This window comes from Marinobacter sp. HL-58 (assembly GCF_001314605.1).
Taxonomy (GTDB): Bacteria; Pseudomonadota; Gammaproteobacteria; order Pseudomonadales; family Oleiphilaceae; genus Marinobacter.
In genome coordinates this window covers 105,316-132,073 of sequence record NZ_LIHP01000018.1, presented here as the reverse complement: position 1 = coordinate 132,073, position 26,758 = coordinate 105,316, and the positions used below count along the sequence as shown (strand labels likewise).

Below are 26,758 nucleotides of genomic sequence, written 5' to 3'. Positions count from 1 at the left end.
CAGACACACTGTGGCCGTCATTGACCGATCGTTCAGATGCCCGGGGCGCGATGGCAGCAAGGGCTGGCTTTGGCCCAAAACATCGACGACTTGGCAATTCCTTGCCCGAGGTTAAAAAATTGCCATGTGCTGGCCATTTTTTGCTTGAGTGCCCGAATTATCCTGTGTAGAGTTCTGCCTGTAGCGTACCAGGACGGTAGGCTCAATGGACTGAAACACTGCAACTGAGTTTGCACAGGGAGCAAGAGCATGTCATCTAAAGACGGTTCCGTCGCGCCTAAAGAGCGCATCAATATCAAGTATGTCCCCGCCACCGGTGATCAGCAGGCTGAAACAGAACTGCCGCTGAAGATGTTTGTCGTTGGTGATTTCAAGGGCCACGCCGAAGAAACCCCGATCGAAGACCGCAAGGCCATTTCCGTGGACAAGAACAACTTCCGTTCTGTCATGTCGGAAGCCGGTCTCACCCTGTCTACCACGGTCACCAACAAGCTGGACGAAGAAGCCGAAGAACTCCCGGTCAACCTCGAATTCCAGACCCTGGACGACTTCTCGCCGGACAGCATTTCCCGCCAGGTGCCCGAGCTGAAGAAGCTGATCGAGCTTCGCGAAGCACTGGTCGCCCTGAAAGGCCCGCTGGGTAACGTGCCATCGTTCCGGTCCAAGCTGCAGGAACTGCTGGACAACGATGACGCCCGTGACAAACTCCTCCAGGAGCTTGAGCTGGCCACGGACGAAAGCGACAAGTAATCCGGACGCTTGATCCGAATTCTGCCAGTGCTGGCAGGTTTCACTTTTCTATTAAAACGTACTGAAGGGATGTGGTATGTCTGATACTGCTGAGCAGCAATCTGCTGCCTCCGAATCCGTTGCGGATGACCGTCAATCAGGAGCTGAAGGCTCTCTGCTGGACCAGGTAATGGCCAACAGTCGCATGGCGCCCGCTGATGAAGGATACGATGTGGCGCGCCGTGGCGTGGCAACGTTTATTTCCAACCTGCTGAAAAGCGACGAGAAAGGCCAGCCCGTCAACAAGGCGCTGGTCGACCAGATGGTGGTGGAGCTGGACCGCAAGATCAGCGCCCAGATGGATGAAATCCTGCACGCACCGAAATTGCAGGAACTGGAATCCTCCTGGCGCGGCCTGAAACTGATGGTTGATCGCACCGACTTCCGCGAGAACATCAAGGTGGATATCCTCCACGCCACCAAGACCGAACTGCTGGAAGATTTCGAGTTTGCACCCGATGTCACCCAGACCGGTTTCTACAAGCACATCTACTCCACCGAATACGGCCAGTTTGGCGGCGAGCCCGTGGGTGCTGTTGTCGGCAACTACGCGTTCACACCGTCCACCCCGGACATGAAGCTGCTGCAGTATGTGTCGTCTGTCGGAGCGATGGCCCACGCGCCCTTCCTCTCCTCTGTGGCCCCGAGTTTCTTCGGCGTCGACAGCTACCAGGAACTGCCGGCCATCAAGGAACTGAAAGCCGTTTTCGAAGGCCCGAAATACGCCAAGTGGCGTTCCCTGCGTGAGTCCGAAGATGCCCGCTATCTGGGCCTGGCGTCCCCGCGCTTCCTGCTGCGTGTGCCCTACGATCCCACCGAAAACCCGGTGCGCAGCTTCAACTACAAGGAAGACGTCTCAGGTGACCACGAGCATTACCTGTGGGGCAACACGGCGTACCTGCTGGCCACGCGCCTGACCGAAAGCTTCGCCAAGTACCGCTGGTGCCCGAACATCATCGGGCCCCAAAGCGGTGGTGCGGTGGAAGACCTGCCGGTTCATACCTTTGAATCCTTCGGCCAGCTCGAAGCCAAGATCCCGACCGAGGTGCTGATCACCGACCGTCGCGAATACGAAATGGCCGACGAAGGCTTCATCGCGCTGACCATGCGCAAGGGCAGCGACAACGCGGCGTTCTTCTCCGCCAACTCGGTGCAGAAACCCAAGCAGTTCCCGAACACCAAGGAAGGCAAGGAAGCGGAAACCAACTACAAGCTGGGTACGCAACTGCCTTACATGATGATCGTCAACCGCCTGGCGCACTACATCAAGGTACTGCAGCGCGAGCAGATCGGTTCCTGGAAAGAGCGTCAGGACCTGGAGCGCGAGCTGAACACCTGGATTCGCCAGTACGTGGCCGACCAGGAAAACCCGCCGGCAGACGTACGCAGCCGCCGTCCGCTGCGCGCCGCCCAGGTCACCGTCTCCGACGTGGAAGGCGATCCGGGCTGGTACCAGGTGTCACTGGCGGTTCGACCGCACTTCAAGTACATGGGTGCGAACTTCGAACTGTCACTCGTCGGCCGTCTGGACAAGGACTGATCCGTGTTCAGGAACGCCGGCACTGACGGTGTTCAGGCTTCGGGCGGCAGCCTGTTCGAACGACTGGAACAGGCTGCCGAACCCGCCGGGCAAAGCATGGGGGAAGTGTCCCATGTGGTGGATTCCATCAAGCGCCATCTGGTGCGCCTGCTGAACGCCCATCCGGGCAACAGCGAGAGCGTGCCGGACCTGGGGCTGGTGGATTTCAACGACGCCACCCTCGGCACCCATGACCTGAGCATCCGTATTCGTGGCGCCATTCGGCAGTGTATTGAAAAGTTCGAACCCAGGGTGAACCGGGTAGATGTAATGGCGATGCCCCAGGGGCCGGATCCATTGCAGTTGCGGTTCCAGGTGACGGTCTACCTTAAGGTGGGTTCGGAGGACGATAAAACGACCATTGATTTGTTACTGGATGACAAGCGCTACTACAGAGTGATTTAACGTCACTGGCAGTAGCAAGCAGACACGGATGAGAGCAGGTGATGCGGGTGGCTGCCCAAAAGTGTGCGGAGCCATGGATGGCGGAGCCCAAGCGCCCATGGAGGGCTTGAGCGTCTTTTGGGCAGCCACCCGCATTGCCTGCTCGGAGTCAGAGGGAATGGGGATACTTTTCTTCTGGGAAAAAAGAACTCGCTACGCTCAGACACCTTTTTTCCCGCCAGAAAAGCATCCCCATCCCCTCGGCCGAACTTTGGTGCAGTAGTCTTTATGAAGTTAAACCGATTTTACAGGGATGAGTTGAGCTTTCTGCGATTGCAGGGACGGGAATTTGCGGATGCACATCCGCAGCTGACCCGGTTTCTGTCGGAGCAGAGCACAGACCCGGATGTCGAACGGCTGCTGGAGGGCTTTGCCTTTCTGACCGGGAAGCTCCGTGAGAAAGTCGAGGACGAGTTTCCCGAGCTGACGCATTCGCTGCTGAACATGCTGTGGCCAAACTATCTCAGGCCCGTGCCCAGTTGCACCATCATGCGGTTTGATCCGCAGCTGCACGCCATTAGCGAGCGCCAGCGGGTGGCCCGGCATACCGAGATCAAGAGCCGTCCGCTGGGCGACGCCACGCGTCAGACCCAGTGCCGGTTCCGGACCTGCCGGGCCGTGGATGTGTTTCCGGTGAGTGTGGCAGATGCCCACGCCGAGCATTCCCGGGAAGTGTCTTCCGTGACCGTAGACCTGGCATTGCACACCGACCAGCCACTGTCATCCCTGGGCCTGGATAACCTGCGGTTTTACCTGGGCGGTGACAGCCACATTTCCGAGACGCTGTACCTGTGGCTGAACCATTACCTCAAGCGGATGGAACTTGTGGTGGGGGATTCGGTGTTTTCCATTCCTGCAAGCCAGCTGAAGCCGGTGGGTTTTGCGACCGATGAGGCGCTGCTGCCTTATCCCAAGAACGCCTATCCCGGCTACCGGATTCTGCAGGAATACCTGAGCTTTCCCGAGGCCTTCCGGTTTGTGGATATCCAGGGATTGAAGGCGCGGTTGCCGGCGGTGCAGGCGGAAGAAATCAGCCTGCGTTTCCACTTCAGTCGCATTCTGCCGCCGGATGCGAAGATCCGGGCGGAGAATTTTCAGCTTTACTGTACGCCGGCCATCAACCTGTTCGGCCATGAGGCTGACCCGGTGGATCTGAACGGTCGCCAGACGGAATACCGCATTGCACCGTCCAGCCGCTCACCGGAGCACTACGAAGTGTTCAGCATTGAGCAGGTTGAGGGCTGGCTGGAAGGCCGCTCCGTGCGGGGTGAGCCGCGGCTGTACACGGCGTTTGAGAGTTTCCAGCACGAAGTGGAGCGGGATCGTGGCCGCACCGCGCTGTATTACCGGGTAAAGGCCCGGGAAAGTGTGCGGGGAGACGGGTTTGATCACTACATTTCCTTTGTGCGGGGGGATGAGTCCGAGTGCATGAATCGCCAGGAAGCGGTGTCACTGACCCTTACCTGCACCAACCGGCAGCTGCCCCATCAGCTGGCGGTGGGGGAAATCTGCATGGCGACGGAGACCACGCCGGCGTTTGCCTCGTTCAGCAACATCACCCGGCCCACCCACACCCTGCGGCCGACACTGGATGGCAGCCTGTTGTGGACGCTGATCTCCAACCTGTCGCTGAACTACCTGTCGCTGCTGGATGTGGACGCCCTGCGCACGGTGCTGCGGGTTTACGATTTCCGCGCGCTGGTGGACCGGCAGGCGGAACGGGTGTCCCAGAAGCGCCTCGCCGGCATTCTGGACATCGAAACCACGCCGGTGGACCGGATGGTAAGAGGGTTGCCGGTGCGGGGGATTCGCTCGGTGATGCGGCTGGATCAGCAGTCGTTTGCCTCGGAAGGGGATCTTTACCTGTTCGGCACGGTGCTGAGCCAGTTTTTCGCGCTTTACGCCAGTATTAACGCATTTCACCAACTGGAAGTGGTGAATACAGACAACCAGGAACGGTACACATGGACGTTACAGCAAGGGCAGCAGCCTCTGATGTAGCCGAGCTGCAGCCCGTTCTGGGCAATGCACGACGCTACAGTTTTTTCCAACTGGTGGACCTGATCCATCGTCACCACGGTGATGATCTGGAACGGTCCCAGGACGAACAGCCCCAGCGGGAGCGTATCCGCTTCTCGGCGTCGGCCGGGCTGGGTTTTCCGGGCAGCGATGTGGTGTCGGCGGCCTCGCCGGAGCATGAGCACGCGCCCTATCAGCTTGAAGTCAGTTTTCTGGGCCTGCACGGTTCCCAGTCGCCGCTGCCGGGTTATTACCTGGAAGATCTGGCCTGGGAGGCCGGGCAGAACCTCGGTATCCGCCGCCACTTCCTGGATTTCTTTAATCACCGGCTGGTGACCCTGTTCCACCGGGCGTGGCGCAAGTATCGCTACTACGTGCGGTTCCAGCCGGAAGCATCGGACGGGTTTTCCGAGCATATTTTTTCCCTGGTGGGGCTGGGCGATCCTCAGGTCAGGGCGGCAACGCCCGTCAACTGGTCGAAAATGCTGGCCTACGCCGGAATGATGGCGGGACGCAGCCGATCACCGGACGTGGTCAGCGGCATCATCGGGCACTGTTTTGATCTGGACAGCGTGGAAATCGAGCAGTGGGTATTGCGCCGGGTCGCCATCCCGGAAGATCAGCAGACCCGCCTGGGGCAGGCCAACGCCGCCCTCGGAGAAGACACGCTGGTGGGCTCGGGCATTCGTGACCGCAGTGGCAAGTTCATTCTGCGCATACGCAACCTGGACCGGCAGCGGTTTGCTGATTTTCTGCCCAACGGCCAGGACCACGGCAGGCTGGTGAAGCTGGTGGAGTTCGTCACCCGGGAACAGCTGGCGTACGACCTGGAACTGCAAATGCGCCCCAGGGACGTGAAGCCCATGCAGATGGGAGCGGATGTACGGCTGGGCTGGAATTCGTTTGTAACGCCGGAGAAGGCCAGAAAGCTGCCGGCGGTACGACTGCAGATACGTCGCTGACCTCAATGGATTGAGTAAAAGGAAACCGGATATGGAACATCAACAGACACGCAGCCTGAAACTGGTGGTCAGCAACCCCACCCAGGTTGCCAGCGGCCTGGCCCGTGAACATGTGTTCGGCATCAGGGGCGGCTCCATCGGCAGCGCCGGCAGCGATACCTGGCAGTTGTCCTCCCATCGCACCGGTGCCGTGCCTGGCCACGCGGAAGTACGGTTTATGGATGGCGTGTTCTGCCTGATCGACCGCAGCGGCCGCACCTACATCAACAGTGGCACCCAGCCGGTGGGTCGTGGCCGCCGGGCCCGCCTGAAGAGCGGCGACACCATCACCATCGGGCGTTACCAGCTCAAGGCAGAGGTGCTCAGTGGCCAACGCCAGAACGGAGCCATGCCCGAGGAAGCCGAAGACACCTCGCTGGTGGATATGGACGAGGGCGAACTGATGCGGGCCGACGAGCGGGAACTGGAAACCGTAGGTGATGAACCACTGCACGGTTTGCCGCCGGCGCCAGGGGAAACTTGCAGCGACGACCCGTTGCAGGCGTGGTCGGATAGTTCGGGAAATCGTGGTGACCGGGAGGCCCAAGGTGAGCGGAACGCCCTGCTGGCGGACAAGCCAGAGTGGTATGCCCGCGATGGCGCGGTCACCGACGAGTACCGGGAAAACCGTGATGTGGCCATTGGCCTGCCCATAGGAAGAGGAGAGCGTGACAGGATGTCTGCAACCACCAAGCCGGCCCGCCGCCGCGAGCCAAATGACCAGAGCCGCCAGCACATCAGCGGTGCGCCGCTGTTGCGCGGCATGGACACCGACCTGGGCTTTGCCGACAGCGATGAAATGCGCCTGTTCCTGGAAGAGGCCGGCCAGACCCTGAAAGCCACGGTGGAAGGACTGCTGGCCCTGCACCAGGGCGAAGACAGCCGTCATCAGGCGTTGCGGACTCGTCTTCAACCCATTGAGGACAACCCGCTGCGCCTGGGTGAGGATTACAACGAAACCGTCCAGACCCTGTTTGCCAGCCAGCGCAGCCCGGTTCACCTGTCGGCGCCTGCCGCCGTCAGTGAAAGCCTGCAGAGCCTTCACCACCACCAGCTTGCCACCCAGACCGCCATTCGCGAGGGGCTGGACGCCATTCTTCACGCCTTCTCGCCGGAGGCGCTGCTGCGCCGGTTCCACGGTTATCGCCGTGGGCTGAAGACTGACGAAGACGAAAGCAACTGGGCATGGGAGATGTACGAACATTATTACCGGGAACTGAGTTCCAGTCGTCAGCAGGGGTTCGAGCGCCTTTTCCAGGAGGTGTTTGAACAGGCTTACGATCAACAACTGCGTCAATTACAGAGGGAGAACCTGTCGTGAAGTACTGCAAATGGAGTTTGCTGGTCGCCATTCTCGTTTTGGTGGGGTGTAGCACCCCCTATAACGCCGTTACCAAAACCGCCAAGGTGATGTGGGATCCGGACATCCCCGTGGGCCACGCCGAGGACCTGCCCAGCCGGGTGGACCTCACCATGCTGGCGGAACCGGATGTGAATCCCAACGAATCCCTGGCGCCTACGCCCATCGCGTTCCAGATCATCGAGATGCGCGACAGTTCGCGGCTGATGGCGGCGGACTTTGACCAACTGCTGGGTGAGTTGGAGCCCTCACTGGGCCGCAACTACATCGACCACAGTGATTACACCCTGGTGCCGGGGCAGTTCAAATTCATCGAGCCATTCGATATCGACGAAGACACCCGTTTTATCGGTGTGATTGCCTTCTACGCCTACCCGAACATGTCCCAGTGGAAGAAGGTGGTGAAGGTGGACCCGGTGGGCGGTCGTTACCACTTGCTGGTCAACCTGCGCGAGCGTGAAGTCAAACTCAGAAGGTCGGACGATACCTGATGCCTGCAACCAATCGAGTCGTCTGGAGTGATGGGCTGTTCATCAAGCCCCAGCACTTCCAGCAGCAGCAAAGATACCTGGAAAACCAGATCAACGAGCGGGCCCTGGCGGTTTCTGATTACCTCTACGGTTTCAGTGACCTGGAGCTCAATGCGGAGTACCTGAGCTTTGGCCGCGTCGGCCTGGTGCGGGCCACCGGCCTGTTCCCGGATGGCACCCGTTTCTGCCTGCCCCAGGATGACGTAATGCCGGAGCCCCTGGAAATCACCGACGCCTCCGTGGCCAACCAGGTGGTGTACCTGGCCCTGCCCCTGGGCAGTGAAAGCCTGGCGGAAGTGGAGTGGCCGGAAGCCGCCATCGCCGGCCGTTTCCGTGCCCAGAGCGAGGAAATCCGCGACCTGCATTCCATTGACGGCGATTCCCACACCATCGATGTGGCCCGTGTGGCCCCGAAGCTGATGCTGGAGCGGGACGATCGCAGTGCCTATGCGGCCCTGGCCATCGGCCGGATTCTGGAGAAGCGCCCGGATGGCAGCCTGGTGATGGACCCGAACTTCATCCCCACCATGCTCAGCGTGCGGGCAGCGCCCCGGTTGCAGCGGTTTGTGGGGGAAATGGCCGGGCTGATGCGGGAACGGGCCAAGAACATCGCCGAGCGAGTCGGCGCCCCCGGGCAGGGCGGTGTGGCGGATGTGGCGGACTTCATGTTGCTACAGATGCTTAACCGCGCCCATCCGCGATTCCTGCACCTGGCGCGGCTGCGGCAGCTGCACCCGGAACGTCTCTACGAGGCGCTGCTGGAGCTGTGCGGTGAGCTGGTGACCTTCACCGATGAAGGCCGGCTGCCCCAGGAGTACACCGCCTATGACCACGACCTGCCAGAGGACTCGTTTACACCGCTGATGCAGGTGCTGAGGCAGTCACTCAGCACGGTACTGGAACCGCGGGCACTGGCTATCCAGTTGCAGCAGCGCCAATACGGCCTCACGGTGGCGCCGATCCAGGATGTCCAGCTCATCGGCCAGGCCGAGTTCATCCTGGCGGTGAAAGCGGATATGCCGCTGGACGACCTGCGCAAGCAGTTCACCCAGCAGTGCAAGGTGGCGTCGGTGGAGAAAATTCGCGATCTCATCAGTCTGCAACTGCCGGGGATTCCGCTGTCGGCCCTGCCGGTGGCGCCCCGCCAGTTGCCATATCACGCCGGGTTTGTGTACTTCCGGCTGGACGACCAGAGCCAGGCCTGGCAGATGCTCGACAACGCCAGCGGCTTTGCGTTCCACGTGGCCGGCAGTTTCCCCGGTATGGAAATGCAGTTCTGGGCAATCAGGAGCTAGATCATGGCAGATGCACCGGTGATGGATTCACCCAACGGCAACACGGAAGCAGGTGGCAGTGCGTTCAATGACCTGATGTTCGGGGGCAGTAACCCCGAGGGTCGCGCGGGCGACCAGGGCTTCGGCAACGACCAGTTCCAGCTGCGGGGCCTGGAGGATAACCGGCTGATCGACGCCGCCACGCCCCTGCTGGGGCTGGTTATCCGGGTGCGCAGGCTGGCGGATTTCCACGGCGTGGAGAACCTGTACCAGCAGGTGGTGGACGAAGTGGCCGCCATCGACCGGGAACTGGTGGAGCAGGGCTACGAACGACCCACCGTGGTGGCCTATCGTTACGTGCTTTGCGCCTTTATTGACGAGGCTGTGCTTGGGACCGACTGGGGCGCCCACAGCGTGTGGTCACAGCATTCGCTGCTGTCCCGCTTCCACAACGAAACCTGGGGTGGCGAGAAGGTGTTCGCGATCACCGCCCGCATGGAGCAGGAGCCTGAGCGGTACCGAGACATGCTGGAGTTCATCTACCTGTGCCTGTGCCTGGGATTCGAGGGCCGCTACAAGGTAATGACCAACGGCCGGGACGAATACGAGCAGATTATCCGCGGGCTGTATGAACAGATTCGCGGGCTGCGTCGCGACGAGGAACCGCAACCGCTGACCAGCCCGCTGGACAACGTTACCGCCGCCCGCAACCGGCTGCGAACCGGCCTGCCCATGTGGGGCATTGGCGGACTGTTTGTGGCGGCCATGGCCGGGGTATTCACGCTTTACAACATGGCGCTGAACGAACGCATCAGGGATGTGCTCAGCGTATTGGAACAACTCCCGAAATAAGGAGATCACTGTGATTCGGGTAGAACTGCCGGCGCTGATAGGGCGCCTTAACGAGATTTGCCGCCAGGGGATGGAATCCTCTGCGGCCCTGTGTATCAGCCGCCAGGGTGCGGAAATCACCCCGGCCCACCTGCTGTTCAAGCTGCTGGAAACACCGTTCACCGATGTGCGCCAGATCCTGGAAAGCACTGGTATTGAGCATCACACACTGCAACCGGTAGTCGGCGACGGCCTCAACGGTGAGCCCCAGTCCGCGGAGCCGTACCCGTCGTTCTCGCCGCTGCTGATCGAACTGCTGCAGGATGCCTGGCTGATTGCCTCCACCGAACTGGGCCACACCGAGCTGCGTTCCGGCGCCATTATGCTGGCGCTGCTGATGAACGCAGACCGCTACCTGATGCCCCAGGTCAGCCAGCGACTGAAAGACATCAACCGGGAACAGCTGCGCCGCCAGTTCGACGCCATGACCCGGGGATCGGTTGAGCAACCCCGCGCCGAAGACGGTCCCAGTGCCGCCAACCAGGCCCAGGTGGATATGGACCCGCTCAAGCGCTATGCCACCGACTTCACCAAACTGGCCCGGGACAAGAAGCTGGACCCGGTGGTGTGCCGCGACACCGAAATCGACCAGATGATCGACATCCTCTGCCGTCGCCGCAAGAACAACCCCATCGTGGTGGGCGATGCCGGTGTTGGTAAGAGCGCCGTGGTTGAGGGCCTGGCCCTGCGCATCGTTAATGGCGATGTGCCCGAGCGGCTGACTGGCGTGGAGCTGTGGACCCTGGATATGGGTGCCCTGCAGGCCGGCGCATCGGTAAAGGGTGAATTCGAGAAGCGCCTGAAAGGCGTGATCGAAGCGGTAAAAAGCTCCGCCACCCCGATCATCCTGTTTATCGATGAAGCTCACACCCTCATCGGCGCCGGCAACAGCGAAGGCGGCTCCGACGCTGCCAACCTGCTCAAGCCGGCCCTGGCCCGTGGCGAGCTGCGCACCATCGCCGCCACCACCTGGCGCGAGTACAAGAAATACTTCGAGAAAGACCCGGCCCTGAGCCGTCGCTTCCAGCCCGTGGCGCTGGATGAGCCGACACCGGCCCAGGCGGTTCACATCCTCCGTGGCCTGCGCACCGTCTACGAAAAGGCTCACCAGGTACTGATCGCCGACACCGCCCTGAAAGCCGCCTCCGAGATGTCCGCCCGTTACCTGGCCGGCCGCCAGCTTCCGGATAAGGCCATCGACGTGCTCGACACCGCCTGCGCCCGGGTCAGTCTAAACCTCAGCACCCCGCCACGCCGCCTCAGCCACGTGCGCAGCGAGCTGCACCAGTTGGGCATGGAGCAGGACCTGATGACCAGGGAACAGACCCTGGGACAGGACATTGATCATCAGCGCGAGAGTGAACTGGTGAAGCGCCTGGAAGCCCTGCGTGTGGAAGCGGAGGAGCTGGAACAGCGCTGGAACGACCAGCGCGAACTGGTGGCACGCCTGGTGGCCATTCGCGAGCAACTGCTGAGCGAAGACAGTGAAGGCTCGGATCCGGAAGTATCGGCGCAAGACGCCACCCCGGAAACCGACGAAGAACGCCCGGACCTGAAAAGCGAAGCCGCCGCCATCGAGCAGGAACTGGCGGAACTCCAGGCCGACGAGCCCCTGGTCCACGCCCGCGTGGACGCCCGCCAGGTGGCCGAAGTCATCGCCGACTGGACCGGTATCCCCGTCAACCGCATGACCGCTGACGAGCTGGAGAAAATCACCCGCCTGCCGGAGTACCTGCAGTCCCACATCAAGGGCCAGGACACCGCCATCGGCGCGTTGCACCAGCACCTGCTCACCGCCCGCGCCGACCTGCGCCGCCCCGGCCGCCCCATGGGCGCCTTCCTGCTGGCCGGCCCCAGCGGCGTGGGTAAAACCGAAACCGTGGTGCAACTGGCTGAACTGCTCTACGGCGGCCGCCAGTTCCTCACCACCATCAACATGTCAGAGTACCAGGAGAAACACACCGTCTCCCGCCTGATCGGCTCACCCCCGGGGTACGTGGGTTTCGGCGAAGGTGGCATCCTCACCGAAGCCATCCGCCAGAAGCCATACTCGGTTGTTCTGCTCGACGAAGTCGAAAAAGCCCACCCGGAAGTCCTCAACCTGTTCTACCAGGCCTTCGACAAAGGCGAACTGGCGGACGGCGAAGGCCGGCTGATCGACTGCAAAAACGTCGTCTTCTTCCTCACCTCCAACCTGGGCTACCAGACCATCGTCAAACACGCAGACGAGCCGGAGAAGATCGAAGAAGCCCTCTACCCGGAACTGGCCGACTTCTTCAAACCGGCATTGCTGGCCCGTATGGAAGTTGTTCCCTATCTTCCGTTGGGCGAGGAAACCCTCAACCGCATCGTTGCAGACAAACTCGACTGCCTGGCCACCCAGATCGGCGACCGTTACCACACCGAAGTGCAACTGGAAGACGGCCTGGTAGAAGCCATCCGCAGCCGCGCCACCCGAAGTGAAAACGGTGCACGGATGCTGGAGTCGATCATTGAGGGCGAACTGTTGCCGCCAGTCTCACTGGCTTTGCTGGAAAAGTTGGCAAGCAGAGAACCCGTCACAAAAGTGACTCTTGGAGTCGAAGACAACAAATTCACCGGGGTTGTTGCCTAAGGCAACGCGAAAGTAGCGGACCCTGTGGTTCGGCTTTCCAGATACCCTGCGGAGCCATGGATGGCGGAGCGGAGCGTACAGGGATGTATTCACAGCGTGTTCTGGAAAGCCGAACCACAGGGTACGCGGTCGGCGAACAACGACTACAGGGAACTGAAAGAATGGGACGGATGCAAATGGAGTTGCACACCGGCATAGACCTGGCAGTTGAGCTACTCCGGCAGGACAACCTGCCAGACTTGCTGAAAGTCGCCTCACGGCAACTGCAAAACACCTTCGGCCTCACCCGCTGCTGGACACTGGAACTCGACCTCAGCGGCCGGACACTCCACTGTGCCGCACTGGGCGAGCAGGGCGAATTCGATTGCGGCGACTTCAGTCATCCCTTTGCTCACCTGCTGCAACAGGGCAAAGCCCGGGAACTGTCCCGCGCTGCCAGCTACCGCCTCGACCACGAAGGCTTCCAGGCCCTTGTCGAAGCCAGCAACCGCCCCCGGTCATTCTGGCTCGAACCCATCAAGGGCGAAGACGGCCGCACCCTCGGCATCCTGGTGCTCTGCAACGAAGAACCCGAGTGGGAGGGCATCACCGCCCAGCCTCTGTACCGGGGCCTGCTGACCCTGTTGTCCCATCAATGGGTCAGCCAGCTCAAAACCAGCGACCAGGTCTGGCAGCGGCGCATGCTCAAGCGCTCCCTGGACCACCTCCACGATGCCGAAACCGTGCGCCAGCGTTGCGAGCAACTGGCCGACACCCTGGTAGGCAACTCGGCGGCGATGACCGAACTGCGCGCCCAGATCATCCGCGCCGCCGGCAGCCAGCTGTCGGTACTGGTGCAGGGCGAAACCGGTTGCGGCAAGGACCTGGTGGCCCAGGGCATCCACCGCTTCTCGGACCGGGCCGAAGGGCCCTTTGTCGTGGTCAACTGCGCGGCCATTCCCGACTCACTGCTGGAAAGCGAACTTTTCGGCCACACCAAAGGCGCCTTTTCCGGCGCTGACCGGGCCAAGGACGGGCTGCTGGCCCAGGCCAATGGCGGCACCCTGTTCCTGGACGAAATCGGTGACATGCCCATGGCCCTGCAGTCCAAACTGTTACGGGTGCTGGAGAGCCGACGCTTCCGGCCTTTGGGAGCGCAGCAGGAACAGCACTCCGATTTCCGCCTGGTGGCGGCGACCCATCAGCCGCTGAGCGAGTGCATCGAGGACGGCCGTTTCCGCCGGGACCTGTTCTACCGGCTCAGCCAGTTCCCCTTGCGGGTCAAGCCCCTGCGGGAGCGCCCGGAAGACCTGGAACCCCTGTGCCGGCACTTTATCCGCGAGTACACCGCCCGGGAAGGCGCTGGCCCCATGGGCATCAGCAGCCACGCCCTGGGCATGCTGGCGGACTACAGCTTTCCCGGCAACGCCCGGGAACTGCGGAACATTGTCGAGTTTGCCTGCCTGCAGACTCCGGTGGGCGACGATATCCAGCCGGAAGTGTTGCGCATCGACGAGCTCTTCCCCAGCCAGGAAAACTGCTACGCCGCCGACTTCCAGGCAGGCGTCGTTCCGGGAGTCCCCCAGGCGGATGAAGTGGACGACCTGCGGGCGGCCGCCCAGGCTTTCGAAGCCGCCATCATCCGTGAGCGGTTGCGTCAGTATGGCGGCAACCGTGCCCAGGCTGCCGAGAGTCTGGGGCTGCCCAAGCGAACCCTGGCCCATAAATGTCTGAAATATCAGGTGACCGAAGCGTGAACCCGTTTATTCGTAGTAACAGCCCCTATGCCATGGCGCTCTGCGCCCTGGGCCTGACGTTTTCCCTGGCCGCCAGTGCGGAGGTAAACCAGCAACTGGCGGCGGCCGAGGCCTGTGTGGAAGAGAGCCAGCGCCTGGAACGGCTGGCCTGTTTCGATGAGGTGTTTGGCACCCCCGTCGCCGTCGCCATCAAGGACGCCGTGGGTGGCAATCAGCCGGAACGCTGGCGCCAGGCCTTCGCCCAGGAACAGAACCGGGAGCCCGGGGATGGCCCGCTTTACCGTGATACCGCGGATCGGGCCGGCCATCTGCTGACCATCAGCGCACTGGGAGTGAAACCGCCAAGGCCGGTATTGGCGGTGCAGTGCCACAACAACATCACCGAGCTCACGCTGATGCTGCCCAAGGCCCTCAAGGAAGAGCGGGTAACCGTTGATTTCGGCCAGGGCCGGCAGATCTGGCGGGTCAGGGACGACGGATTCGTCATCAGCGGTGGCCGGGGATTGCCCGCCATCCGCACCGTTCAGGAAGTGGCCGGGGGCTCGGGTGTCACCGTTGCCTCATCAAGCAGCGCCATCGACGGGCTGATGTTTGACCTTGAGGGTTTCCGGGAAACCCTGCGACCACTGCGGGAAGACTGTGGCTGGTAGCCGCTGAGACATTGAAACACGATTGGTAACGACAGGGATTGGACATGCAGGCAGTAGAGCAGCATCCATATGTTGAACAGGTTTTGAGCACGTTTTCCGGTGAAGCCTCCACGGGTAAGAACCTGATGGACGACGCCACCATGGAGTACCTGGAAAACGAAATCATGAAAGTGGGCTCGCTGGCCCACACCGGAGTTGAATGGGGCAAGGTGGAAAGCGAATCGCTGCGCCTGTTGTCGGACACCAGCAAGGACCTCAAGGTATTGGGCTTCCTGTTGCTGTGCCTGCAGCGTGGCGGCAACGGGGAGCGTTTTGCCCTGTCGCTGTACCTGTTGCACCGGGTGCTGGACAGCTGGTGGGACGACGCCTGGCCCTACCCGGGCGACAAGGGCAAACGCGCCCGCAAGATGTTGATGACCCAGATGATGCAGCGCGCCGGCAAGGAAACGTCAGCGCTGACCTTTGACGGCGGTGTCGGCGACGGCCGCGCATTCTGCCTGACACTCCTTGGCAAACTGGTGGAGCAGGCAAGTGCGCGCGACCTGCCGGATGACGGTCTCATTGATCTGCGCCGGGCCGTGGAAAAACTGCCGTCACCATCCGATACCCCAAAACCTTCGGCGGCGCCTGAAAAGGCAGAAGCGTCGAGTCAGCCGGCCGGCGGTGGATCGTCTTCATCCCCGGTCACCAGCGCTGCTTCCGCCAGCCTCGGCAATCTCACCCTGGACCCGGCCAACGAACGGGCCACCCGCCAGAGCCTGCTGAAAGTGGCGGACATGCTGACCGAATCCTCCCCGGCAGACCCTCTGGGCTATCAGATGCGCCGCTATGGGATCTGGCAAACGATTACCTCCACGCCCCCGACCCGGGACGGCATCAAAAGTGACCTGGCAGCGGTCAGTGCTGACCGAGTGGCGGACTACCGGGAAAGCCTGTCGAAATCACCGGATCTGGCGCTGTGGCAACGTATCGAGCAAAGCCTGTCCGTCAGCCCGTTCTGGCTGGAAGGCCACTGGCTGAGCGCCCAGGTGGCCTCGGCGCTGGGGCACGAAGCCTGTGCCGAAGCCATTCGTACCGCCGTCAAAGCCTTCGTGGAGCGGCTGCCGGAACTGGCCGACATGACCTTCAACGACGGCACACCCTTCCTGCCCAAGGCCGTGGCGGACTGGATGCTCAGTGGCCCGACAAAAGGCGGATCTGCCGGCGGGGCCAGCGCCTGGGAACAGGCCTATGACGACGCCCGGGTTGTTATGGAACAGAAGGGTCTGGCTCCGGCCATGCAGCTGCTGGAACAGGGTCTGGAAGCCGCCCGTGAACCCCGGGACAGATTTTACTGGCGGCTGATGAGCAGCCAGTTACTGAAAGACAGCGGCATGAAAAACCTGGCGAAGCAGCAGGTGCAGGACCTGCGGGAGCAGACCCGGGGCATGAGCCTTGAAGACTGGGAGCCTGGCCTGGTGGCCCGGCTCGACCGACTTGCGTAAACACCGACGGATCAATCAACAGGAATGGACACCATGTGGAGAAATGCCCTACTCATTGGACGACGGATACTGCCCTATGTGCGCAGTGCGGCGCCGGTTACCCTGGCGCTGGGTGTGGTGATACTGCTGGCCGCAACCTGGTGGTTGGGACCCCGCCTGGAAATTAATGGGGAATACCCTCTGGCGGCCTGGCAGATGCGTGCCCTGGTGACCCTGGGGGTTGTACTGCTGGTGACCATGGTCTGGGGAATGGCGCTGGCCCGCAAGCTCAGCAGGATCAACGCAGCCAAGGCAGAGGAACAGAAGGAAGAGGAAGATCCCATCCTGCCACTGGAGCGCCGCCAGCAGCGCCTGCTCGACCGCCGGCTGGCGGAGCTCAAGAGCAACCTGCCGGGCCGCAAGGGTGTCTATCGCCTGCCCTGGTATCTGGTGATGGGCCTGGAAGATGCCGGCAAGACAAGCCTGATCCAGCGCTCCGGCCAGACCTATACCCTCACCAACGTGACACGCAGCCCCCGCACCGAGCGCAATCCCTTTGGTTTTGAATGGTGGGTGGGCGACAACGGTGTGCTGATTGATCCGGATGGCGAACTGTTGAGCCAGAACGACGGAGAGGGCGCCAGCAGCGAGATCCAGCAACGGCTGTGGACCCATTTCATCAACTGGCTTGAAAAAAACCGCCCCCAGCGCCCGTTGAACGGGGTTGTGCTGGCGGTGGACATTGCCCGCCTGAGTAGCGGCAGCGATCAGCAGCGCCAGGCCCAGGCCATTCTGCTGCGTACCCGCCTGCGGGAACTGATGGAGCAACTGGGCTCACGTTTGCCGGTGTACATCAGCTTCACCAAGATGGATTTGCTGTACGGTTTCGCTCCGTTTGCCCGAACACTGACCAAAGCCGAGCGGGAGAACCCGCTCGGTTTCACCTACCAGCTGGATGGCCAGCTCGACGCCGATGACTGGCTGGGTGAGTTCGACCAGAATTTCAGCCACCTCGCGGAGCAACTGGGTGAGCGGCTTCCGGATGTGCTTTCCGCGACGCGGGACCCGGAGGAGCGTGCCGCGGCCTATTCCTTTACCCGCCAGTTGGCGGGCCTGAAGCCGGTTCTGGAGCAGTTCCTGGCGGACCTGCTGTCGGCAGATGCCTTTTCAACGCCAGCTTTGGTGCGGGGCACCTACTTCACCTCGGTGGTTCAGGAAGGTGTGCCGGAGGATGCCTTTGTATCCGCCGCCGCTGCCAACTACGGGCTTGCCAGCCCGATTCAGCCGGCCCAGCGGGGCGGGCAGTCTACCAGCCTGTTCACGGAAACGCTGTTCCCCAAGGTGATCTATCGTGAGGCGGGCCTGGCCGGTGACAACCAGAAGGTGGTTGGTAGCCGGCGCCGCCGGATTGCGGTTGCGGCGGTTGTGGCTGTTGCCGCGGGCCTGGGTATGACCGCCGGCTGGCAGCACTACTTCATCGAGAACGCCCGGGCCGCCGAGGCGGTTGAAGACCGGGTGCGCAGCTTTGTCGACAACTGGCGCCCCATCGGGTACGAGCCGGACACCACCGGCCGCAACCTGCTGGAGCCCCTGGACCAATTGCAGGAGGCCACGCTGGCCTTCGGGGATTACCGTTCGGAGCCGGCACTGGTGTCCGACATGGGCCTCTACAAGGGCCACGAGGTAGGCCCGGAAGTGGAAGAATCCTACCTGGACATGCTGGCCTACCAGTTCATGCCCGCGCTGATGCTGGGCGTAATGGGAGAGATGAGTGAAGCGCCGGACAACAGCTCCGAGCGGCTGGACCACCTGCGTGTGCTGCGTATGCTCTACGATGCCAGCGGCCGCCGCATGGATATTGTGCGCGACTACATGAGTGATTACTGGCAGCAGATGTTCCCGGCCCAGAGAGATTTGCAGCAGCGGCTGATGAGCCACCTGGACTATGCCCTGCTGCATACGGACCTGAACCAGCGGGTCAAGGACGGGGACAAGACCGCAGACATGGCGCTGGCACCTTTCCGCAGCAGCGTTCAGTGGGCGCAGCAGGAGCTCGGGCGTATCGCCACGCCGGACCGGGTCTATCGCGATCTGGAAAAGGAGGCCGAGCAGAATTTCCGCTCACCGCTGGACCTGGCCCGGGAGTCCGGCCCTGCCTTCAGTACGGTCTTTGTTCGCCTGGATGAATTCGGTGACTCCATGGACGATGACAGTGAAGAAACCGAAAACCCGGTGGTGATTCCCTCCCTGCTGACCCGCGAGGGGATGGATTCCTGGTTCCTGCGTAAATCCGGCTCCGTCACCGAACTGGCGCTGGTGGATGCCTGGGTGCTCGGTCGCCGCGACGACGTGGACTTCAGTGAAGCCGACGAAGCCGAACTTCAGGCGCAGTTACAGTCGTTGTACGCGGAGAATTACGTATCCAGCTGGCGCCGCGCCATGAGCCGGCTCGATATTCAGGACTTCAGTGACCTCAACCACGGTGTGCGCATTCTGGAGAGCCTGACCAGTGGCCATGAACCACTCAACCAGCTGATGGCCCACGTAACCACCAATACCCGTATCATCCCAGCCGGCGGTGAGGAAGCAGAGGCCGCGCGCAAGCTCCTGGAACAATCCGCCCACTACCAGATGGTGCAGGACATTGAGCGCCAGTTTACCGACCTGAATGAGCTCATGGACAAGGAGGGCGACGACCCCAGTGATATGGAGCAGGTCATGGAAGTGGTCGAAAGCCTCCATGAATACCTTCGTGGCATTCAGGAAGCCCCGGACCGGGGCAAGGCAGCGCTCTCGGCTGCCCGCGCCCGCATGGGACTGGAAGGCGCCGACCCGATCTTCACCCTCCAGCGTGTGGCCGCGGATCAGCCAGCGCCCCTTGATCGCATGCTGGAAAAACTGGCTGCCGAGAGCTGGCGGGTAGTGCTGGACCAGGCCGTGGCCGAACTGGAACGCCAGTGGTACCAGGAAGTGTACCAACCGTTCCAGCAAAGCCTGGCCAGGCATTACCCCTTCAGCCCGGGAGCCGGTCGTGACGCCGCTTTGCAGGATTTCGAGCGCTTCTTCGCGCCGGATGGCATTCTCGACGAATTCTATAATGACAACCTGAAGCTGTTTATCGAGGACCATCCGGAGCACATTGCCGGTTCCAAGCGCGCCAGCCTGGTTCGCAATGATGTGTTGTCCTCGCTGGACAAAGCCAGAGACATCCGCCGCGCCTTCTTCACCCGCAGCGGATCCCTGGACCTGGAGTTTGCCCTTGAGCCGCTTCACCTGTCTTCCAACAAACGCCGCAGCGTGATGAACGTCGATGGTCAGTTGGTGGAATTCAGCCACGGCCCGAGGCAGAGCATTCCCCTGGTGTGGCCCAACACCCTGCGAGATTCTGTGGAAAGCCGGGTTACGCTGGTGCCCACGGAAGTGAACCGGTCACCGCGCAGCCTCTCCGAGAACGGCCCCTGGGCGTTGTTCCGCCTGCTGGATGAGGCGGACATCACCGGCGTGAGCAACAGTGCCGTGGATGTGCGGTTTGTGCTGGATGAGGGCGAGATGCGCTACCGCCTGCATGCGGGCAGTAATACCAACCCGTTCACACAGCAACTGCTTGCGGGGTACCAGATACCACGCAGTCTGTATTAGACTACGCACCGTCGCCAGAACGGGAACAGGACGTTTCCCGTTCTGGTGGTTCAGGATTTTATTGCTTCAAGGATCGAATGCCCCAGGCAACCGGACTGCAGTTCACCGCCACCCTTGGCGAACTTCCCAAAGACCTGTTCGCGGTCGTCCGTTTCGAACTGACCGAACACCTCTCACAGTTATTTCACTGCAAGCTGGAACTGGCCAGTATCGCCCCGGATATCCCCGCAGAAGACGTGCTGGAACAGCCCGTGGAACTGGTGGTCTGGCAGGATGGCATTCCGCTGCGGCGTTTCCACGGCGTGGCCAACGAGTTCGCCCGGGGCGATACCGGCCACCGCCGCACCTGCTACGAAGTCATCGTCCAGCCCCCGCTCTGGCGCCTGGGCCTGATGCACAACAGCCGCATCTTCCAGACCCAAACCACCGACGCCATCGTGCGCACCCTGCTGGAAGAGCGGGGCCTCATCGATACGGTCTTTGATCTCAAACGCACCCCCGAAGAACGGGAATACTGCGTCCAGCACCGGGAAAGCGACCTGGCCTTTATGGAGAGGCTGTCGGCCGAAGAAGGCTGGCACTACCGCTACCACCACGGGGATGTCAACGGTGAAGAACAGCCGGCCCTGATCATCGCTGACCACCACGGCGACGCCCCAAGGCTGGAACCGGTGGAATACAACGGCAAGGCCGGCGGCAGCACCCGCCAGAGCGCCGTCTTCCAGTTCACCTACCGGGAACGGGTCAAAGCATCTTTTGTGGCCATGAAGGACTACACCTTCAGGAACCCCGCCTACGCATTAATGCATGAAAGCCAGGCCGACAAACTGGACGCCCAGCGGGAGGACTATCAACACTACGACTACCCCGGCCGTTTCAAAGCCGACGCCAGCGGCCAGCCCTTCACCGAAGCCCGGCTGGACGCCCTGAGAAACGACGCCACCCTGGCCCACGGCCAAAGCAACCGCCCCGACTTCACCGTAGGCGCTAAAGTCGAACTCACCGAACACGACAACCCCAAACTGAACCGGGACTGGCTGTTTACCCGCATCACCCACACCGGCGAACAGCCCCAGGCCCTGGAAGAGGACGGTAACGGTGACGCCACCACCTATCACAACGCCTTCAACGCCATCCCCGGTGACCGCACCTGGCGGCCCCAGGTCAAACATCGACCATTGATGGACGGCCCCCAGATTGCCATCGTCACCGGCCCCGAAGGCGAAGAGATTCACTGCGACGAACACGGACGGGTCAAAGTCCGGTTCCCCTGGGACAGATACTCAAAGAATGATGAACACAGCAGCGCCTGGCTGCGGGTCAGCCAGGGCTGGGCCGGCGGCCAATATGGCTTCATGGCCCTGCAATCGGCCACGAAGTCATCGTCAGTTTCCTGGACGGCGACCCGGACCAGCCCATCATTACCGGCCGGACCTATCACGCCACCAACACACCGCCCTATGCGCTGCCGGAACACAAAACCCGGACCACATTAAAAACCCAGACCCACAAGGGTGAGGGCAGTAATGAACTGCGGTTCGAAGACGAGGCGGACCAGGAACAGATCTATATCCATGCCCAGAAAAACCTGGACCTGCTGACCGAGAACAACCGCACTGAGGTTGTCAAAAACGACAGCCACCTCACTGTGGACAACCACCGCAAGGCCCACATCAAGGGCAACGACCACACCACGGTGGACGGCGAGAAGCGCGAACAAACCGGCAAGGACCACAGTTTCAACGTTACCGGCACCCTGCACCTCAAAGCTGGCACCGCCTGGCTCAGCGACTCCGGCACCGAACTGCACATCAAGGCCGGCCAGAAAGCCGTTATCGAAGCCGGCGCCGAAATCACCCTCAAGGCCGGCGGCAGCTTCGTGAAGATTGATCCCAGTGGCGTGGCCATGGGTGGGGCGGCGATCAAGATGAATGCCGGTGGATCACCCGGTAAGGGCAGTGGGCAGAAGGTTCAGGTGGCGGAGAGGCCCGGGTTGGTGGAGAAGAATGGTGGGGCTGTGGGGCCGCTGCCTCTGCCGGAGACACCCCAAAGACCCATGGCCAAGCCCGACCAGATACGCGCCATCAAGAATGCCGCTAACCAGGGCAAGGGTGTCTGCCAGGTCTGCTCACCAGAACCACAAGGTGTTGTCTGATGGGTAATGTGGCGGGGCTTTCCGGCAACGGCAAGACGTTCCTTCTCATTGATGGCGCAAAGGTGAATAACCTGTCCCAGGTTATTTATCGTGAACTGGACACACCTCATTGCGACGCCCTCTACAGGGAGACCGAGCTTGCCGACCTGTTGGAGATTTCACCGTGGCTGGTTGAGGCAGGAATGGATAACGCCCTGGCACATAAATGCTTCGAGGAGTGGAAACACCAGGGTGCTGCCATTGTATTGCAGGCCGACTGTCACTTTGAAAATGTCATGGACCACTTGCGTGGATTGCTTATGGCCAGGTTGGCCACTGGTGATGAGGTCGTTTTCCGGTTCTATGATCCTGAAATTGCGCGGCATCTGTTCAAATTGGATCCATCAGGTGACGATGTGAGGCGATTGATGGGGCCCTGTAGCCTGCTTGCCATTCAGGATCGCCGCACGGGTGAGTGGGATTACTTCCATAACGATCAACCCCACAGTGAACGGCAGACTGAGATGTTCAGCATTCGTGAAGAACATCAGGTTGCCATGGAGAGAGCGGCGGAACAGACAGCGCTCAGGAAGCTCGAGTTGCATGTTGAAAACTACTTTCCCCATTTGCTTCAGAAAACCGACACCGATAAACGGGATTGGAGCGTAGTCTCTGCGCTGGTCGACGCGGCGAAAGCGCGGGGATTGTACAGTGCCCGCGATATCGCCCTTTATATCAATACAATTGGCTGGCTTGGGCATCATGCATTCGATGACAGCGATGTGCAGACTTTGTGGAACAAGAATTCCGCAGCTCCAGGAAAAGCGATAGCGCGAATTGCAGAATTCGCCGAGAAAAAGTCAACGGAGGGACTGGTCCATGGGTAGTGCAAACAGCTCAGCGTTTTTACAGGGTGGAGATGACATCGATTCAGCCGCACAGATGTGCCCGCTCCAGCTCAAAACCGTTGCGTTGTATCCGGTACGCTGGGCAATTAGTCAGGAAGAAACCGCGCTGCCTGCTAACTTCCGTCCTCCAAGTGTTTCACTGGAGAAAACTTTCTATTGTCTGCGGACTCTGAAGGCCGGTTGGGTGTACATGTATTCCGAGTTGTACGGGACACTTCATGAATACCGGGTTGGCGAAGATGGAATCATCAGTGAAGTTCAGGCAGGTATAAATTCTGTGCTCCTTCCTGATGCGGATGCCGAGAGTGCCCTGCCGTGCATTCATCATCCAGAGGCGGGAAAGGTTTTCCTGAAGTTTGTACAGCATCGATGGACCGTACGTTTACAGGAGCTTGCCAGAAAAGATGCGGAAGTTCGCAGCGAATATATGCAGGCTTTCAATCTGGATGGACTGGTTGCCAAGGGCCACGGTGAAAACATTGCGGAAACCGAAACGGTAAACCAGTTTGTCGAGGAGTATAGAGAGGAACAGGCGGAGTTCGAGTGGAGCCTGACAGATTTTACCAGCGGCCTTTCCGAACAGGATTTGCAGGGCCAGAGCAAAAAAGCAACTGAGTTTTCCTATTGCGTCGCGTTGGATGATGAGATTGGAATTACCTCCGAGCTTGGGCAATTGCATGCCCTCTATGTCAATCTGATTACGAATTATGCTGAGGAGAATGTTTACCCCTACTCCACAGCAAAACTGGCAGATGCACTTATCGAGCTTGAGGCCAGCAAAAAGACCAATGCAGATGACCAGGAAGATGTCAGAAATGAGTTGAAGGAACGCATTCGTACTGCGGATAAAGAGGCCTTCGTTGCTCAGTATCACAAGCAGGTCGAAGAGTACGATCGAGAGCGTGGCCGCGTTTTTGACGACTGGAAACGCTGGATTGATTCGGACCGGCTGGCCAGGAAGCTTGAATTTAATGATATTTGCATGGTCTCGGGATTTGAGGCCGTAGAGAAAGAATTGGCGGATATTCTGGACGGCTACGTATCAGCGAAACGGGGCCGAGAAGATGCCAACAAATGGCTGGGGGCGGAGGAAGGCGAAGCCGGTATTGTCGGCAATGCAGTAAAAGCGGTTCTGTTCCTTGTTTCTTCCACCAACAAAATTACCGAGAAGTTGAAAGATCTTCCGGGCTTCGACTATGGCCGTCTCAATATCGTCGATAGCATGTATGACCTGCCCGCTTTCGTGAGTGTAACCACTGCTACAGATACATTGTTGTTGGAGTTTGCTACGCCTGCAGCGCAAATGGGAGAGTGGGCAAGAAACCGGCAAACCAGACCGCAGTGGAAAAAGTGGATTAAAGACGTTGGCAGGCGGTACCAGATTACGGTTCATGAGCACCGTATGTCGCTAGATACGGCAACGGATCTATTGTTTAAGGCTCATCAAGATGCGCTGACTGCATCCTCCGGCTACAACCTGTCCGGTGCGGCTTTATCGCCTGTCGCCGCAGGTATGATGGAAGTCGATATCCGGAATCGACTGAGAAGAAGTCTGGTTGACGTGTTCCATTTGACCCCTGATTTCAAGGATAACCCATTTGGCTGGTTGCATACGCGTCTTGATCCAGTGGTCGAATCGATCAAGCAGAATCGTGGCAAGTTCATTGGGGCGATGACGTTTTTCCATGCAGTAAACATGGTTGGCCTTATGTCGTCTTTAAAGGAAACCCAACAGGATGTAATGCTGGGCGACCGGTCCGCCATGGATAAATGGCTTCCCTTTGTTGACAGCCTATGGAGCTTGGCTGAAGGCGTGGTTAACTTTAGTGGGTTGTTAGTTCGGTCGGAATATGCGCAAGCTTTGGGGGTGAATTTATCGTCGGCTAGCGCTAGAGGTTTGGTGGCTCTGAGCTGGCTAAAGGATATAAAGGTAGTGTCTGCGGGTGCGAGATTTTTAGCGAAAGCCGCAGTAAAGCTTCTTCCATATGTCGGGCCTATACTGGCGATAGGGCTTGAAGGAAGAACGGCTTGGCGCGCCTGGCATACCGACTACGATGCGGCGCTGGCTCTGGCAGGTGTCCAGATCGGATTAGCAATCGGGCTCGGTTATCTGGTTGCTTTGGCAGTGGCGGGAACGGCTACTGTGGTAGGGGCGCCTATTATTTTGGTGGGCGCAGTTCTGGTTGCAATAACCGCTGCAGTAACCGCGATCCAGGTGTACATCGCCCGATCTCGGATCGAAGATTTCCTGTCGCTGTCCTTCTGGGGCGATGCCCGAACTCTTCGATACTGGGATGATCAATCACGACCACCGAACGAAGAACTGTTGGATACGAGTAGGTCCATTATTCTACCCGATGAGGGTGTCGAAGTTAGGCAGTATTTTGAGGCGGAGCTGGACGCCTTCTACTATCTGCTGTTCTCTCCCACGGTCCAAGTTACTGAACATATGAGCAGGCATCCGGAGATCACCCGGCAGGGCGAGTACAAGATTCTGTCGGAATTCACGAGTTTTATTGTGTATTTCCCTGGGTTTGATCAGGCTTCGTGTACCGCTACTGTCAGGCTATTTGAGGCAGACAGAAACTGGGTGTTTGAAGATAAGTGGGAGGAGATCACGGATTTGTTCGAGCGAAGAATGGTTGCGAGTTTTCCCCAGTATGGAGCAATGTACCGATTCACCCACTACAACCATAACAATCGTGACCAGCTTGAGTTGCTGATTGAATATGTTAAAGATGGCCGAAAAATCACGGGGGATGAGGGGCTACGCATCATCCTGGATGGAAACGATGTAGAGGAGCTGGGTGTTGATGAGCGACTCACCTTTGAGCTGTGATTTACCAGAGACAGACATTGAGCAACAACTGGAGAAGCGGCTGTACCGCACCTATGGTGAGCGGCTCGCCAGTCCGCCTGCCAGGAAGGTGAAGAGGGAATCCGATTCTTCGGAAGGGTTAGACCATGGCGTTGCCTATGTAAGCAAACGGTTTATGGACATCCGTACAGCTTTCATGAGTCTCCGCAGATATATCATAGGATTCGTAGGTGTATTCATGATACTTGCGTTGTTCGTGATGTGGGTGATAGACCAGTTCTACGAAGGGGTGTTCGCAGCATCTGCGTTCTTGTTTATACCCCTATGGTTATCTGTATACTTGTTCGAAATCTTTGTGCCGGTAATGCTGCCACTCCGGATTGATAGGCAGGAAGGCTTTGTGTATGTCGGGCATCGGGGCACCTTCTATCGGATTCCGTGGGACGATTTGGAGGTGACCTTTTCTTATAGTTTACAATATTTCGGCTCCGGCGTGATGTGGGAGAGGCAATATTATTCTCATCTTTTTCTACGCGACCAGTACTACTTTTGTGGGAAAACCCCTAAACGAGCTTTACAGAGAAAAAAGATTTCTTCGTACTTTAAAGAAGATCATTTGTATCAGAAATGGAATTTTATTGTCAGATATTATAGTGATGGTATTGATCTTGAGGACGAAGAAAATTTATATGCAGTAAATTATGACTCGTACAATAAATATGTTGCTGACGAACCAGGTCGTCGTCTTTTTGGGCATATAATATTTCTTATTTTTATGCCTTCAATTATTTGGTGGAAGGTCACTCCGTTTAAATTTAAATGGCCCAAGGAAGTTGAAGATATTTTTGGGAAGATTAATTATTACTGATTTTGAGCTCTCCTATCTGTCGATATTTTTGATTTCAGAAA

General features: G+C 59.6%; 17 protein-coding genes and 1 pseudogene. All 18 read left to right on the top strand.

The window, feature by feature from the left end:
- The first annotated feature begins 249 nt into the window (after positions 1-249).
- A complete protein-coding gene (gene tssB / locus HLUCCO03_RS16670; protein WP_027830070.1) occupies positions 250-750 on the top strand; it encodes a type VI secretion system contractile sheath small subunit in 501 nt (166 codons plus the stop codon).
- 76 nt (positions 751-826) lie between these two features.
- On the top strand, positions 827-2,329 hold the full coding sequence (gene tssC / locus HLUCCO03_RS16665) for a type VI secretion system contractile sheath large subunit (RefSeq protein WP_027830069.1): 1,503 nt from the start codon (positions 827-829) through the stop codon (positions 2,327-2,329).
- A 3-nt stretch (positions 2,330-2,332) separates the two neighbouring features.
- Positions 2,333-2,773: a type VI secretion system baseplate subunit TssE gene (tssE, locus tag HLUCCO03_RS16660; RefSeq protein ID WP_027830068.1), complete on the top strand. Its 441-nt coding sequence runs from the start codon at positions 2,333-2,335 to the stop codon at positions 2,771-2,773.
- A 267-nt stretch (positions 2,774-3,040) separates the two neighbouring features.
- Complete coding sequence (gene tssF / locus HLUCCO03_RS16655) at positions 3,041-4,813, top strand: type VI secretion system baseplate subunit TssF (RefSeq protein WP_027830067.1); 1,773 nt, start codon at positions 3,041-3,043, stop codon at positions 4,811-4,813.
- A complete protein-coding gene (tssG, locus tag HLUCCO03_RS16650) occupies positions 4,777-5,793 on the top strand; it encodes a type VI secretion system baseplate subunit TssG (RefSeq protein WP_027830066.1) in 1,017 nt (338 codons plus the stop codon). The genes tssF and tssG overlap by 37 nt, the downstream gene beginning before the upstream one ends.
- Before the next feature lie 31 nt (positions 5,794-5,824).
- Positions 5,825-7,153 carry a type VI secretion system-associated FHA domain protein TagH gene (gene tagH / locus HLUCCO03_RS16645; protein ID WP_027830065.1) on the top strand — a complete coding sequence of 443 codons (1,329 nt, stop codon included), beginning with the start codon at positions 5,825-5,827 and terminating at the stop codon, positions 7,151-7,153.
- The gene (tssJ, locus tag HLUCCO03_RS16640) at positions 7,150-7,683 is read left to right on the top strand and encodes a type VI secretion system lipoprotein TssJ (protein ID WP_027830064.1); all 534 of its coding nucleotides are present in this window, start codon (positions 7,150-7,152) and stop codon (positions 7,681-7,683) included. The genes tagH and tssJ overlap by 4 nt, the downstream gene beginning before the upstream one ends.
- A complete protein-coding gene (gene tssK, locus HLUCCO03_RS16635; protein WP_027830063.1) occupies positions 7,683-9,017 on the top strand; it encodes a type VI secretion system baseplate subunit TssK in 1,335 nt (444 codons plus the stop codon). The genes tssJ and tssK overlap by 1 nt, the downstream gene beginning before the upstream one ends.
- Positions 9,018-9,020: 3 nt before the next feature.
- A complete protein-coding gene (gene icmH, locus HLUCCO03_RS16630) occupies positions 9,021-9,848 on the top strand; it encodes a type IVB secretion system protein IcmH/DotU (protein ID WP_027830062.1) in 828 nt (275 codons plus the stop codon).
- A 10-nt stretch (positions 9,849-9,858) separates the two neighbouring features.
- Positions 9,859-12,501: a type VI secretion system ATPase TssH gene (gene tssH / locus HLUCCO03_RS16625; protein ID WP_027830061.1), complete on the top strand. Its 2,643-nt coding sequence runs from the start codon at positions 9,859-9,861 to the stop codon at positions 12,499-12,501.
- A gap of 170 nt (positions 12,502-12,671) precedes the next feature.
- Positions 12,672-14,237, top strand: coding sequence for a sigma-54-dependent Fis family transcriptional regulator (locus tag HLUCCO03_RS16620; RefSeq protein WP_036197072.1), 1,566 nt, complete (start codon positions 12,672-12,674; stop codon positions 14,235-14,237).
- A complete protein-coding gene (gene vasI, locus HLUCCO03_RS16615) occupies positions 14,234-14,887 on the top strand; it encodes a type VI secretion system-associated protein VasI (protein ID WP_081813458.1) in 654 nt (217 codons plus the stop codon). The genes HLUCCO03_RS16620 and vasI overlap by 4 nt, the downstream gene beginning before the upstream one ends.
- Before the next feature lie 44 nt (positions 14,888-14,931).
- On the top strand, positions 14,932-16,371 hold the full coding sequence (tssA, locus tag HLUCCO03_RS16610; RefSeq protein WP_027830058.1) for a type VI secretion system protein TssA: 1,440 nt from the start codon (positions 14,932-14,934) through the stop codon (positions 16,369-16,371).
- 33 nt (positions 16,372-16,404) lie between these two features.
- Positions 16,405-19,989, top strand: a complete 3,585-nt coding sequence (gene tssM, locus HLUCCO03_RS16605) for a type VI secretion system membrane subunit TssM (protein WP_081813457.1) — start codon at positions 16,405-16,407, stop codon at positions 19,987-19,989.
- 77 nt (positions 19,990-20,066) lie between these two features.
- A pseudogene (locus HLUCCO03_RS16600) lies at positions 20,067-22,144 on the top strand (type VI secretion system Vgr family protein).
- Complete coding sequence (locus HLUCCO03_RS16595; RefSeq protein WP_027830055.1) at positions 22,144-23,010, top strand: DUF4123 domain-containing protein; 867 nt, start codon at positions 22,144-22,146, stop codon at positions 23,008-23,010. Before HLUCCO03_RS16600 ends, HLUCCO03_RS16595 begins: the two are co-directional and overlap by 1 nt.
- On the top strand, positions 23,003-25,870 hold the full coding sequence (locus HLUCCO03_RS16590; RefSeq protein WP_027830054.1) for a toxin VasX: 2,868 nt from the start codon (positions 23,003-23,005) through the stop codon (positions 25,868-25,870). The genes HLUCCO03_RS16595 and HLUCCO03_RS16590 overlap by 8 nt, the downstream gene beginning before the upstream one ends.
- Positions 25,845-26,717 (top strand): hypothetical protein, encoded by an 873-nt coding sequence (locus HLUCCO03_RS16585; protein WP_027830053.1) that lies wholly within the window; start codon positions 25,845-25,847, stop codon positions 26,715-26,717. The genes HLUCCO03_RS16590 and HLUCCO03_RS16585 overlap by 26 nt, the downstream gene beginning before the upstream one ends.
- The last annotated feature ends 41 nt before the right edge of the window (positions 26,718-26,758 follow it).